Below are 14247 nucleotides of genomic sequence, written 5' to 3' on the forward strand. Positions count from 1 at the left end.
GGCGGCCTCTTGGCGGATAGGGTGGGTCATTCGTCGTCGCTGCTGTGGCTGGCGCTGTCGGCAAAGTTGAGGCCGTGCTTGCGCAGTTTGTCATGCAGGGTCTTGCGCGGTACGCCGAGGGCTTCGGCGAGGCTGCGCAGGGAACTGTGGGGGCGGCTCAGTTCGGCGGCGATCAGGCTTTTTTCGAACTGTTCGACTTGTTCGCTCAGGCCGCCGGGGGTGGAGGTCAGCAGGCCGGCGGAGAGATTGTCCGGGGTGTTGTCCAGCGCCAACTCCAGGCCCAGGGCGAAGCGCTCGGCGGCGTTCTGCAATTCCCGCACATTGCCCGGCCAACTGTGGCGCAGCAGCAGCGCGCGTTGGCCCGGCTGCAATTCGTGCAGCGGCAGGCCATGGCGGCTGCTGGCTTCGTCGGCAAAGTGCTGGAACAGCATCAGCGCATCTTCACCGCGCTCACGCAGCGGCGGAATGCGCAACGGTGCGACGTTGAGGCGGTAATACAAGTCGGCGCGGAAGCGGCCCTGGTCGGCGGACTGGCGCAGGTCTTCCTTGGTGGCGGCGATGATGCGGATATCCAGCGGGATCAGTTGATTGCCGCCCAGGCGCTCGACCACGCGCTCCTGCAGCAGGCGCAGCAGCTTGACCTGCACATCCAGGCTCATGCTTTCGATTTCGTCGAGGAACAATGTGCCGCCGTTGGCGAATTCGAATTTGCCGATGCGGCGTTTTTGCGCGCCGGTAAAGGCGCCCGGCTCGTGGCCGAACAGCTCGCTTTCGACCACCGACTCGGCGAGCGCGCCAGCGTTGATCGCCACGAAAGGCCCGCTGCGCCGGCTCGACAAGTCGTGCAGTGCGCGAGCGACCACCTCTTTGCCGGCGCCGGTTTCGCCGAGGATCAGTACATCGGCCTTGGTTGCCGCCAGCGCGCCGATCTGCTCGCGCAGGCGCAGCATTTGCGGGGAATGCCCGACCAGGCGCGTGCTCAATTGCTGGCGATCGCTGAGGGCCAGGCGCAGGCTGCGGTTATCCAGCACCAGCCGGCGCAGGGCCAGGGCGCGGCGCACGCTGTCGAGCAGGGCGTCGCTGGCGAACGGCTTTTCGAGGAAGTCATACGCACCGGCACGCATGGCCTGCACCGCCAGCGGTACATCGCCGTGGCCGGTGATCAGCAGCACCGGCAGCTCCGGGTCCTGGCCGTGCAGCTCGGCCAGCAGCTCCAGGCCGTCCATGCCGGGCATGCGGATATCGCTGACCACCACGCCCGGCCAATCCCGCGACAGCTGCGCGGTGAGGCCGGTGGCTTCGCCCAGGGGCAGGACTTTCAGCCCGGCCAGGTCCAGGGTCTGGCACAGGGCCTGACGCAAGTGTGGATCGTCGTCGATCAACACCACCTGAATCTGGTTATCGATACTCATACACTGCGGTCCTCGGACGGTTGCAGACTGACGCCCGGCGAGCCGGCACGCAATTTCAAGGTTAACAGCGCGCCGCCTTGCTTGTGGTTGGCAAACAGCAGTTCGCCACCAAAGGCACGCATCAAGGTGTCACAGATCGCCAGGCCCAGCCCGAGGCCCTGGGTGCGGGTCTTGGTGGTATAGAACGGCTCGCTGGCGCGTCCCAGGGCTTCCATGCAAAACCCCGGGCCGTTGTCGCGAATGTACAGGTTGACGCCCTGCTCGGTGGTTTCGGCACTCAGCCAGAGTTTGCGCGGCGGGCCTTTTTCGGTGAGGGCGTCGAGGGCATTGGCCAGCAGGTTGCCCAGCACTTGGCGTAGACGGGTTTCACCGGCCTCGACCCACAAGGTCGCCTCGGGCAAATCGCGGATCAACTCGACTTCCATCGCGCGCCGCCGTTTGGCCAGCAACGCCAGCGCGTCGTCCAGTGCCGGTTGCAGGGCGACGCTTTCCGGCGCATGCCGATCGCGGCGGGCGAACGCGCGCAAGTGGGCGATGATCGAGGCCATGCGGCCGGTCAGTTCGCTGATCAGTTTGAGATTGCCGCGCGCGTCGTCGGTTCGCTCATGGTCGAGCAGGATTTCGGCGTTTTCCGCGTAGCTGCGAATCGCCGCCAGGGGTTGATTGAGCTCGTGGCTGATGCTCGCCGACATGGTGCCCAGCGCCGACAGTTTGCCCGCCTGCACCAGATCGTCCTGGGCGCGCACCAGTTCCTGCTGCGCATGTTCGCGCTCCAGCACTTCCTGTTTCAGACGCCGGTTGAGCCCTTCCAGGTCGCTGGTACGCTCGGCCACGCGCATTTCCAGTTCGCGTCGGGCCTTGGCTTCGAAGGCGATGCGGTCCAGGTAGTGTCGACGGCGCTGCATCATCAGGCCCAGCAGCAACATCAGCACCAACAGCGTGGCGCCGCCCACCGCGACCACGGTGCGTACCGGGCGGTTGATCAACGATTGTGGCGCGAGGATCTCCACGTTCCAGCCGGTTTCGGCGATGGCCGTGGATTGGCGCAGCCAGGCCGTCGGGCTCAAGGCCAGCGGTTGCGGATCGCGGGTCGGGTAGGGCTGGATCGCGATGATCGCCTGGCGCTCTTCGTCCGTCAGTGGCCGGGTGGCGCGGAACCGCCATTGCGGGCGCGAGGTCAGGATCACGACGCCGTTGTGGTCGGTGACCAGCAGTTGCTCGGGGGTGTTGCCCCACAGGCTTTCGGTGTGGTCCAGGTCGACCTTGACCACCAGCACACCGATGACTTTCTCGCCATCGCGCACCGCGGCGGCGAAGAAGTAGCCGCGTTTGGCCGAGGTAGTGCCCAAGCCGAAGAACCGGCCCAGGCGCCCGGCCATGGCTTCGCTGAAATACGGGCGGAACGAGAAATTGCGCCCGACGAAGCTGTCTTGCTTGTCCCAGTTGGACGCAGCGAGGGTCTTGCCGGTGGTGTCCATCAGGTACATCACTTCGACCCCGGCCTGGGCGGCGACGTCCTTGAGCAACAGGTTGGCGTTGGCCAGGTTGGTACTGACCTGCGGTGCCGCCAGCGCGGTGCGCAGGGCTGGCAAGTCGCCGAGGATCTGCGGCAGCACTTCATAGCGGTGCAGGGTGCCCAGCAGGTTGGCGACGTACAGGTCGAGGGTCTGGCGGTTCTGCCCGGCCAGTTCGCTGCGGTAGTAGCGCTCGGCCAGGTGCTCCAGCGGCCACAGCAGCGGCGCCAGGCACAGCGCCAACAGGGCGAGGCTGCGCCAGCGGGGTCTTCGCGGGAGGGGTGGGGTCATGGGAGTCATGCGCCTGAGGGTACAGGCGCATTATGCCTAGTGCTGCTGTGCAAGACACTCGCGCAATGCGTCTTGCCACTGTGGCCCGTGGGCCTATGCGATCCCCTTCATCATGCAATCAGATCCTTCATGTCGGTATTGCCCAATCGTTCGCCCTGATAACTGCCGTCCTGGACCCTGCGGCACCATTCCAGGTTATCGAGGTACCACTGCACGGTTTTGCGCAGCCCGGTTTCAAAGGTTTCTTGCGGGACCCAGCCCAACTCGCGTTCGATCTTGCTGGCGTCGATGGCGTAGCGCTGGTCGTGGCCGGGGCGGTCCTTGACGAAGGTGATCAGGTCGGCAAAGTGCGCGACACCGGCCGGGTGTTGCGGTGCCAGCTCTTCCAGCAGGGCGCAGATGCTGCGTACCACGTCGATATTCTTCTGCTCGTTGTGGCCGCCGATGTTGTAGGTCTCGCCGACCACGCCTTCGGTCACCACCTTGAGCAACGCACGGGCGTGGTCTTCGACGAACAGCCAGTCGCGGACCTGCAAGCCGTCGCCATAGACTGGCAACGGCTTGCCAGCGAGGGCGTTGAGGATCACCAGGGGGATCAGCTTCTCGGGGAAATGAAACGGCCCGTAGTTGTTCGAGCAGTTGGTCAGCAATACCGGCAGGCCATACGTGCGCTGCCAGGCGCGAACCAGGTGGTCGGACGCGGCCTTGCTGGCCGAATAGGGCGAGCTGGGGGCGTAGGGCGTGGTTTCAGTGAACAGATCGTCCACGCCGTGCAGGTCGCCGTACACCTCGTCGGTGGAGATGTGGTGGAAGCGGAACGCGCTCCTGGCCGGCTCTGCGAGCGTTTGCCAATACGCGCGGGCGGCTTCCAGCAGGCTGTAGGTGCCGACAATGTTGGTCTGGATAAAATCCGACGGGCCGTCGATGGAGCGGTCCACGTGGGACTCGGCCGCCAGGTGCATGATCGCCTGGGGCTCGAAGCGCGCGAGCACGGCGCTGACGGTGGCCTGGTCGACGATATCGGCCTGGACGAACTCATAGCGGCTGTTGGACGCGATGCTGGTCAGCGACTCCAGGTTGCCGGCGTAGGTCAGTTTGTCCAGGTTGAGCACTTCGTGCTCGGTGTGTTGAATCAGGTGGCGGATCAGGGCAGAGCCGATGAAACCAGCGCCGCCAGTGACAAGAATGCGCATGTTCGGAGGGCCTTTTCCTTGGACGGACGTTAAGCGGATGGAGCATAGCTTGAGTTGTGCGGCAGGGTCGCGCAAGCACGGTATGCGAAGGGGTTGCCTAACCCCCCTCAATAATGGCGATATAAGCGCCTGACAAAAAAGCCGAGGTCGCCCCATGTTGCTCGCTACGTTGATCCATCGCGCCAGCCTACCCTGCCCGCAAGTGGGGCCCGACCAGGCGATTCGGTTACTTGAGCAGCATTACGGCCTCACTGGCACCTTACGGTCCCTGGGCAGCCAACAAGACCTCAACTACAGCATCGACACCAACCATGGCCGCTTTGTTCTGAAAATCTGCCTGGGCGACTACGCCGCCGTCGAATTGCACGCCCAGCATGCCGCGCTCCACGCCTTGCAGACGCAGGACGGGTTGCGCGTCCCCCGAGTCATCAAGGCCCTGACCGGTGAGGACCTGCTGACCGTGACCGTCGACGGGCAAACCCTGCACCTGCGGCTGTTGGATTACATCGACGGCCAGCCCTTGACCCACCTGCCTCACGTGGGCCGCGAGGTCATCGCAGGCTTCGGTGACTTGTGCGGGCGGATGAGCCAGGCGCTGGCCGATTTTGCGCATCCGGGCCTGGCGCGGACCCTGCAATGGGACCCGCGCCACGCGCAGGAACTGATCAGCCACCTGCTGGCGACCCTGCCAGACCTGCCCCACCGCGCGGCATTGGAGCAAGTCGCCGAGCAGGTCGGCGAGCGCATTCGGCCCCTGGCGGATCACTTGCCGTGGCAAGCGGTACACATGGACATTACCGATGACAATGTGGTCTGGCAGCGCGATGCCCTGCGTCATTGGCAGATCCAGGGGGTGATCGATTTCGGCGATCTGGTGCACACCTGGCGCATCGCCGACCTGTCGGTGACCTGCGCCGCCTTGCTGCACCATGCCCAGGGCGATCCCTTTGCCATTTTGCCAGCAATCCAGGCCTGTCATTCCGTTACGCCGTTGCAGCGCGAAGAACTGCAGGCGCTATGGCCGCTGATCGTCGCCCGTGCGGCGGTGCTGGTGCTCAGCAGCGAACAGCAGCAACGCCTGGACCCCGATAACGACTACCTGTTGAAAAACGCCGAGCATGAGTGGGAAATTTTCCAGGTTGCAACGTCGGTGCCGTTTGAATTGATGGAGGCGGCGATCCTGCTCTGTGTCGGGCAGACGCTGCCACCGATCGCCAGCGAGGGGTTCGCGCCGCTCTTGCCGGGGCTGGTGGGACGCGAGTTCGCGCTGATCGACCTGGGAGTGCTCAGCCCACATTTCGAGGCGGGTAATTGGGAACAGCCGGGGATTGACCGGCGCTTACTGGACGAGGCTGCGGCGGTTCACGGGTTGGCCGCCAGTCGCTACGGCCAATACCGTTTGTCGCGCACCTGCCCGGACAGCGCCACGGAACCGCAGACGTTCCCGCTGCATGTCGAGTTGCACCTGCCCCACGGTACAGCGGTGGAGGCGCCCTTCGCTGGGGTGCTGCGTGTCGGTGCCGATGGCTTGCTGTGCGTGCAGGATGGTCCGTTGAGCCTGCGCTTGTGGGGCGTAAGCACCTCGTTGAGCGCGGGAGCGGCGGTGGTGGAAGGGCAAATACTGGGCGAGGTCCATGCTCCCCTGACCGTGCAATGGTGCCGCGCCGACGTTGAGCCACCGCTGTTCTGCACGCCGAGCCGGGCGTCGGCGTGGCAAGCGCTATGCCCGTCACCCTCGGCGCTGCTGGGGCTGGCCTGCGATGCCGAACCCGAGCTCGACCCCCAAGCCCTGCTGGCGCGACGCGATGCCAGCTTCGCGCGCTCGCAGAAGCATTATTACGTCGATCCGCCGCGCATTGAACGAGGCTGGCGCAACCATCTGATCGACATGCAGGGCCGCTCCTATCTGGACATGCTCAACAACGTCGCTGTGCTCGGCCATGGTCACCCCCGCATGGCAGCGGTGGCGGCGCGGCAGTGGTCGCTGCTCAACACCAACTCGCGCTTTCACTATGCGGCGATTGCCGAATTCTCCGAGCGCTTGCTGGAGCTGGCGCCGGACGGCATGGACCGGGTCTTCCTGGTCAACAGCGGCACCGAGGCCAATGACCTGGCCATCCGCCTGGCCTGGGCCTACAGCGGCGGGCGCGACATGCTCAGCGTGCTGGAGGCCTACCACGGTTGGTCGGTGGCGGCGGATGCGGTGTCCACGTCGATTGCCGACAACCCCAAGGCCCTGAGCAGTCGTCCGGACTGGGTTCACCCGGTGACCGCGCCCAATACCTATCGCGGTGAGTTCCGCGGGCAGGACAGCGCGCCGGATTACGTGCGAAGTGTGGAACACAACCTGGCGAAAATCGCCGCGAGCCAGCGCCAACTGGCCGGCTTCATCTGTGAGCCGGTGTATGGCAATGCCGGGGGCATCTCCCTGCCGCCGGGCTATTTGCAGCAGGTGTATGCGTTGGTGCGCGCCCAAGGTGGCGTGTGCATCGCCGATGAGGTTCAGGTGGGTTATGGCCGCATGGGGCATTTCTTCTGGGGCTTTGAAGAGCAGGGCGTGGTGCCCGATATCATTACCATGGCCAAGGGCATGGGCAACGGTCAGCCGTTGGGGGCGGTGATCACCCGTCGCGAGATTGCCGAGGCGCTGGAGGCCGAGGGGTATTTCTTCTCGTCATCGGGGGGCAGCCCGGTCAGTTGTCGGATCGGCATGGCGGTGCTGGATGTGATGGAGGAAGAAAAGCTCTGGGAAAACGCCCAAGTGGTCGGCGCGCATTTCAAGGCGCGGCTGGAAGCCCTGATCGACCGTCACCCGTTGGTCGGCGCGGTTCATGGTTCCGGCTTCTATCTGGGCCTGGAGCTGGTGCGCGACCGGCATACCCTGGAACCCGCCACCGAAGAGACCACACTGCTGTGCGACCGCTTGCGTGAGCTGGGGATTTTCATGCAGCCGACCGGTGATTACCTGAACATTCTCAAGATCAAGCCGCCGATGGTCACCTCCAGACGCAGTGTGGATTTCTTTGTCGACATGCTGTCGAAGGTGCTGGACGAACAGTTGTAAATAATCGATTGTTATCGATTAAATGCTGTCATATTTATCGGCTATGTTGTTTTGATGCTTTTAAGGCCGATTTTTATCGGTTATAAAGTCGGCCTTCACCCTTTCGGAGCCCTGATCGCCATGACCACCCTGCACAGCACACCTCGCGCCGATGGCTTTCATATGCCTGCCGAATGGGCGCCACAGACCCAGGCCTGGATGATCTGGCCCGAGCGCCCGGACAACTGGCGCCTGGGTGGCAAGCCGGCGCAGGCCGCGCACGTGGCGGTGGCCAAGGCTATCGCGCGTTTCGAGCCGGTCACCGTGGCGGTTTCCGCCGGCCAGTACGAAAACGCCCGTGCCCGCCTCGACGTGCCCAATATCCGCGTGGTGGAAATGTCCAGCGACGACGCCTGGGTGCGCGACACCGGCCCGACTTTCGTGATCGACAGCCGTGGTGAAGTGCGCGGCGTGAACTGGGATTTCAACGCCTGGGGCGGTTTTGACGGCGGCCTGTATGCGCCGTGGAACCGTGACGCGCAGGTCGGCGGCAAGATCCTCGAGATCGAGCGTGCGCCGCGCTACCGCACCGAAGGGTTTGTGCTGGAAGGCGGCTCGATTCATGTCGACGGCGAAGGCACCCTGATCACCACCGAAGAATGCCTGCTCAACCGCAATCGCAACCCGCATCTCGACCGTGCAGCCATCGAGGCTGTGCTGAGCGCCAACCTGGCTGTGGATAAGATCATCTGGTTGCCAGACGGCCTGTTCAACGACGAAACCGACGGCCATGTGGATAACTTCTGCTGCTATGTACGCCCGGGCGAAGTGCTGCTGGCCTGGACCGACGACCCGCAAGACCCGAACTACTCACGCTGCCATGCCGCCATGGACGTGCTGCAAAGCAGCACCGATGCCCGGGGCCGCTCGTTCACAGTGCATAAAATGCCGATTCCGGGGCCGCTTTATGCCACCGAAGCAGAGTGCGCGGGTGTGGACCCGGTGGACGGCAGCCAGGAGCGCAACCCTTCCGTGCGTCTGGCCGGTTCCTACGTCAACTTCCTGATCGTCAACGGCGGCATCATCGCGCCGAGCTTCGACGACCCGCTGGACAACCAGGCCCGCGAAATCCTGCAGAACCTGTTCCCGCAGCACGAAGTAGTGATGGTGCCGGGCCGCGAACTGTTACTGGGTGGGGGCAATATCCATTGCCTGACCCAACAACAGCCTGCCCCGCAGAAAAACTGAGTGCGGTTGTAACAACGTCGGAGCGACGACCGGGCGCCACTCGGTTCTAGCGTTCACAGCAAGCCCGCGGCCCCGTAAGGCCGTGGGCTTTTTTGTGTCCAACTGCCTATAAATACTGCACATTGGCATAGCTTTTGTATTGGTATTGTCACAGTGGCCCACGGTGATGACTGCGCAGTTCTGTCATAAACCTTGAGTAAGTTAGCGGCTCACGCAGTAGGAGAGAGCGCTGAAATGAATGTCGATATCAACTTGATGCACACGCGCACGTTCCACCCCGTGCGAGTCAACAGTGACGAAATCCATGCGCTGGCGCTCTGGTTGAAGGCACATGGCTCACGGCAGGTCAGGCAGCCGCCTGATTTATTCAGTGTGATGAGTGAGCGCTACCCGGCAGGCTTGTTCAGCGACGAAGAAATGCACGCATTGTGCGAATTGATGAATAACTGAGAACTCGCCGATCAACCATCGGCGAGGGAGCACGTTCGCCATTGCGGTGTGCCCTTCACTGAATAAGTGATTGAGCTATACCTGTCGCGAGCAGGCCCCCGTTTAAAGTCGGTTCAGTCTTAGAAACAGCAGGTTCCCCTCACCATGATGTGACGACAGATCTTCGGGCTGAATCTGCGTCACATGGCTCGCTTAAGCGCATAAGACCTTACTTGAAAATAATGACAATTATTTGCATTTGTGCGCGTGCCTGTTCCCACGCGTTCGACTTATAAAATATGTTAGTGAGTCCGTATTTTTTCTGTATGGATAAGATTTCCAGGCGATGGCCGAAGCGCTGTAGGCCGTGGCTTAGAATTTTTTTGCCTAAATACAGACGATTAGCGAAATTGACACATAGTTCAACGCGAGACTAGCATTGCGTCCAACGCCTGTGGCTAACAGCCATGACTCAACCAATAAGAAAAGGCCCGCGGCAGTTCAGTCGTCCGCGGGCTTTGTTTTTTTCGGAAAAAGTCGACACCAAAACAGCAATACGGAGCCTGGTGTCATAGCGCGTACTCAACCAGTAATAAGGAATATAAGAAATGTTGAAACAACGGATGAGTCTGATCGCTCTGGGGATTTTGAGCGCATCGACAGCCATGGCAAACGACCAGGAGCAATCCAAGGGTTTCGTTGAAGACAGCCACCTGAACATCGCCGCACGTAACGCTTACATCAGCCGTGACTACAAGAACGGCAAGCAAGACAAAGCCGAATGGGGCCAAGGCTTCATCGGTAAGTTCGAGTCCGGTTTCACCCAAGGCACCGTCGGTGTGGGTGTGGACGTGATTGGCCAGTACGCCATTCGCCTGGACGGCGGTAAAGGCCGCAGCGGCGCGGGCGGTATCGACTTCTTCAAGCAAGGCGACAGCGGCTCTGCCGCCAACGACCTGGCTAAAGGCGGTGCGGCGGTGAAGTTCCGCCTGTCCAACACTGTGCTCAAGTACGGCGACCAGTTCCCGAACGTGCCCGTGCTGGCTTACGACAACTCTCGTCTGTTGTCGGAAACCTACACCGGTACCTCGATCGTTTCCAAAGAGATCGAAGGTCTGCAACTGGATGGGGGCCACTTCACCAAAGAAGCGCGTAAGAGCGCTGAAGGTACCGACAGCGGCCGTCTGAAAAGCATCGATTACATCGGTGGTAGCTACAAATTCACCGAAAGCCTGTCGGCAGCGCTGTACGCCTCCGACATGCAGGACGTGCTGAAGAAGCAATACGTGAACGTCAACTACGTACTGGCCCTGCCGGAAAAGCAGTCGCTGACGTTTGACTTCAACGGCTACAAGACCAAGCTGGATCGCAGCTTCGCCCTGGAAAACCAAGGTGATGCAGACGCGCGCGACAACAAAATCTGGAGCCTGGGCGCCACGTGGGCTGTTGGTCCGCACAGCTTCACCGTCGCTCACCAGCGCAGCACCGGCGACACCGGCTACCTGTACGGCGGCTACCGCAACGATGGCGGCATCGGCGACGGCGGCAACACCATCCTGCTGGCCAACTCCTACTGGTCCGACTTCAACGGCAAGGACGAGCGTTCGTGGCAAGCGGCCTACGGCATCGACTTCGCTACCTTCGGCATGCCTGGCCTGACCTACAACGTGGCCTACGTGCGCGGTACCAATATCGACGACGGCAGCGGTCGTGGCGATGGCACCGAGCGTGAAATCTGGAACCAGTTCAAGTACGTCGTTCAGAGCGGCCCGGTCAAAGACCTGAGCCTGCGTGCTCGTGCCTCGTGGTTGCGCGTTTCCAACAACGCCAGCAACTACAACGTAGGCGGTAACGAATTCCGCCTGTTCGCCGACTACCCGATCAACGTTTTCTAATTGATCCGGCGTCGCGCCTGATTGCAGGCGATAAAAAACCCCGACTGGTTCGGGGTTTTTTTATGTCGCGGGTTCAGTCCTGCCGGTTTTGCAGAATCTTGCGGGCGAGGGATGCGTTGACGTAGTCGGTCATCAGCGTCAGGCCTTCATAGGGTTCGATCTTCTTGTTGTCGATGCACAACTGCGCCATCTGCAACAGCACCTGACGTTTCTTGCGGTTGACCCGCGCACCGGGTACGCCGAATGCGGTTTTGCGCAGTTCGGGCAACGGCGCCTCGGGCGTGAGTTCGACGGTCACCCAGATGCCTTGGACAAACTGCAGCGTGACAGTGGCGATGTGTTCGATGGGCAGCGGTTGCGCCAGATTGGCAAACACGAAATGTTCCGGCGTCAGGCGCAACGCGGTCTGCGGCGCGCGTTTGAACCGGCGGATGCCCAGCCACAGAAATATCAGCGCAATGCTGGCAATCCCCGCCCCGGCACCCACGGCGGACAGCGCCGTGCCTTTCAAGCGCTCCGGGGCAAGCCAGGGCTCGCTCATCATCGCCAGCCCCAGCAACATAAACGGCAGCGCCAACACCGCCATTAACACGGCACGTCGGCGACCGCCTTCGTGCAGGGCATGTTCGCCTTGCGCCGAGGCGGCCAGGGTTTCCAGCAGATGAGTGTGAGCGCTGTGTTCGCAGGCCGCTGCGGCGATCAGGTCGTGGGACAGTTGCTCACGCAGCGGGTGCGCCGCGCTGAAAAGGGCATCGATTTGCCGGCTCGCAGCCTCTGCGTCCACGCCACGGGTGGCGCTGTGCATGGCGTCGGCCCAGGGCACACGCAATGCGTGCAAGCGCTCGCCGTTGGAGGGGTGGGAATCGGTCGGGTGGGGTTGATGCGTTTCCAGCGCTTCGTCGGGTGCCTGCAATTCTTGGCCTTGCAACGCGGCGAGGGCGGCGTTCAGCACATCGCCCTCAACGGGGGTGTCGCAATGGGCCAGTAGCACGTCTTCCACAGGCGTCTGCAACACCGATATGCGCAACAGCGCCGAGGCTACTGCCGCATTGCCTGCCAAGCGGCCACCGGCGGCGTCGGCCAGCAACTCGCGCTCACGGCTCCAGCGGTTCACCGCATGATCGAAGCGCTGCATGAAAAACACCCCGAACAGGAACGACGGGCGCATCAACCAACCCTGGATCAGATCGCTGTTCATCATGGTCTGCGCCAGCGTCTCCAGGCTGCGGCTGACGCCATCGTAGATCGGCACAAAGCGCAGGCTGTACTCGGTGTCTTCGCCGACAAAATGTGCCAGCTCATGGCCGATCACGGCGTCGACTTCCTCGCGGCTCAGCAACCCCAGGTACAGCAGCGGCACATGCAGGGTGCGCCCGTGCAGCGGCGTTTCAGCGGGCCGCACCGTGGCGGGGCTGGAGGTCACGTAAAAGCCCAGGGCGAGGCTGACCACAATATGATCCGGCGGCAACGCGCCCAATCTGTCGGCCAACTCGCGCACCTGGCGCCATAACCCGGGCGCCTGTTCAGCCGTCACCACCCGGCCGAACATCTCGAGCGGCGTGGGCTCGAACATCACCAGCATATGCCGCAGTTGTTTGAGCAGCAGCCAGATCGAATACAGGCAGATTACCGCGATTACCCCCAGCCACCCCATCAGCTTGACTTCGCCCCGGCCCAACCGGCCGATATGCCACAGCGCCAGGCCCTCATAACTCAGCACCAAGGCGAGCGTCGCCGCCATCGCCACCACCTGGCTTACCAGTACGTAGGGCAACAACCGGCTGCCCAGGGAAAATACCTGCAGCAACTGTTCTCGCGACTGCTGCGCGCGCCGCCCCGCCCATTGCGTACCGGCCAGCGCGGCCACGCCGATCGCCGCGGCGAGCAGTCCGAGCCCCATCACCCAGGGTGCCAGCGTGCGCAAGACGCGATTGAGTTGGCGCGCGGTGGGCAGCTCGGCCTCGATTCGCGCCAGTCGGGAGAGAAACTGCTCCGGGCTGAGGGCGTCACTGCCCACCGTAATGGGCACCGTCGGATTTTCTTCCACCCACCTCTTCAGCACGGGCTTCATCACGTTGACATAGGCTTGGGCTTGGTCGGGAACCTGTGCGCCCTCGGTGGCGCGCTGCAATTGCCATGTTCCAACGCCGGCCAGCAGCAGGGGAAAAATGATCAGCAGGAAAATCAGTTTTATGGCGTTCATGGGAGTCCGTTCGCAACGCAGAAAGCGAACGTTTATACCGAAGAACAGGTGGGGTGGGCGAGAGGAGCGGTCTTCCCGGGCGTTAGGAAAAAGCGCCGCGGGAAGGAGGAGGGCTCTGTAGGCTAGATCGTCAATTCTGAAACGCTTTGACCTGTCAGCGGTCGAGGCGTTTGGCGTGGGGCTTGCTGACTGTTAACCATGGGCGATGATTTGTCCTCAGAATCGCCCACTGATACCCAACAGCGGCCCCTTCTGGACAATGTCGTAGACAAAGCCATCGTGACGATAATCAACCCCCATGGCCCGGTAGCCGAGCACCGCTGAAAACCCGGGTGAAAACTCCCAGCCTGCCAGCGCTGCCAGGTCCCAGTCTTCCCGGGACTGCCCGGTGCCCACCATCCCCCAGGATGACAGCCAGAATCGATCATTCACTGCATAGTGCCCTCGCAGGCCCGCCATGGCGTCTGCCCACGTCGCATTGTCAGAGCCAGAGGAACCGCCAGCCGGCCCACCATGCAGGCGGATGGTGGTGCCGCTGTACCAGACGCGCACGCCACCCGCGACATCCAACCGACGGCTTTCATCACCCAACACCGTGTACCCGCCTCCCAGGAACCCGGAGGCGGTCTTGCTTTCCACCTCAAGTTTGGACGCGGGGGCGTCCGCCGGCAGACGGTTGCGGGTGTCGGTGTCGATGTACATCAGGTCGGCGAGTACGCTGTATGGGCCGCGTCGCGCCTCGCCCATCAGCATCGCCGACATATCCACAGTGCGTGCGATATCCGCGAAATCGGACTTTATAAACTGGGTTCCGGTGCTGCTATGGCCCACATGTCCGCGAATGCCGGCGCCCCACACGTAAGGCCCACCGTTGAAGGTCCAGCCATCGCCGTCGGCCGCCATGGCCCTTGTTGGCAAACCGGACGCGGCTACCGCCAAGGCGCCAGCCACCAATGCCAGGCGTGCATGTTTGCGCCGCAACGCCGAGCGTGGGTTGTCGCTGTGCATCATGGTGTTTC

General features: G+C 62.6%; 9 protein-coding genes. 4 read left to right on the top strand and 5 right to left on the bottom strand.

Going from position 1 to position 14247, the window contains the following annotated elements; all coding sequences use genetic code 11:
* Nucleotides 1-26: 26 nt before the first annotated feature.
* From JN756_RS01350 to rfbB, 3 genes are all read right to left on the bottom strand, one after another.
* Nucleotides 27-1412: a sigma-54-dependent transcriptional regulator gene (locus JN756_RS01350; RefSeq protein WP_046385041.1), complete on the bottom strand. Its 1386-nt coding sequence runs from the start codon at nt 1410-1412 to the stop codon at nt 27-29.
* Nucleotides 1409-3217: a sensor histidine kinase gene (locus JN756_RS01355; RefSeq protein ID WP_046385040.1), complete on the bottom strand. Its 1809-nt coding sequence runs from the start codon at nt 3215-3217 to the stop codon at nt 1409-1411. The genes JN756_RS01350 and JN756_RS01355 overlap by 4 nt, the downstream gene beginning before the upstream one ends.
* A 110-nt stretch (nt 3218-3327) precedes the next feature.
* Nucleotides 3328-4410, bottom strand: a complete 1083-nt coding sequence (gene rfbB / locus JN756_RS01360; RefSeq protein WP_201021721.1) for a dTDP-glucose 4,6-dehydratase — start codon at nt 4408-4410, stop codon at nt 3328-3330.
* Between the two features lie 154 nt (nt 4411-4564).
* Between rfbB and JN756_RS01365 the strand changes: the two genes are divergently transcribed.
* The 4 genes from JN756_RS01365 (at nt 4565) to JN756_RS01380 (ending at nt 11025) form a co-directional block, all read left to right on the top strand.
* Nucleotides 4565-7474 (top strand): aminotransferase, encoded by a 2910-nt coding sequence (locus JN756_RS01365; RefSeq protein WP_201021722.1) that lies wholly within the window; start codon nt 4565-4567, stop codon nt 7472-7474.
* A gap of 120 nt (nt 7475-7594) precedes the next feature.
* Nucleotides 7595-8701: an agmatine deiminase gene (gene aguA, locus JN756_RS01370; protein WP_057005777.1), complete on the top strand. Its 1107-nt coding sequence runs from the start codon at nt 7595-7597 to the stop codon at nt 8699-8701.
* 234 nt (nt 8702-8935) lie between these two features.
* A complete protein-coding gene (locus JN756_RS01375; protein WP_017848546.1) occupies nt 8936-9151 on the top strand; it encodes a hypothetical protein in 216 nt (71 codons plus the stop codon).
* 587 nt (nt 9152-9738) lie between these two features.
* A complete protein-coding gene (locus JN756_RS01380; protein ID WP_046385033.1) occupies nt 9739-11025 on the top strand; it encodes an OprD family porin in 1287 nt (428 codons plus the stop codon).
* 73 nt (nt 11026-11098) lie between these two features.
* Here the strand turns inward: JN756_RS01380 and JN756_RS01385 are convergent, their stop codons facing one another.
* Nucleotides 11099-13228 carry a M48 family metallopeptidase gene (locus JN756_RS01385; protein WP_201021723.1) on the bottom strand — a complete coding sequence of 710 codons (2130 nt, stop codon included), beginning with the start codon at nt 13226-13228 and terminating at the stop codon, nt 11099-11101.
* 216 nt (nt 13229-13444) lie between these two features.
* Nucleotides 13445-14239 (bottom strand): hypothetical protein, encoded by a 795-nt coding sequence (locus JN756_RS01390; RefSeq protein ID WP_057005779.1) that lies wholly within the window; start codon nt 14237-14239, stop codon nt 13445-13447.
* Nucleotides 14240-14247: the final 8 nt, after the last annotated feature.

It is taken from the genome of Pseudomonas sp. Y39-6 (genome assembly GCF_023651955.1).
Taxonomy (GTDB): domain Bacteria; phylum Pseudomonadota; class Gammaproteobacteria; order Pseudomonadales; family Pseudomonadaceae; genus Aquipseudomonas; species Aquipseudomonas veronii.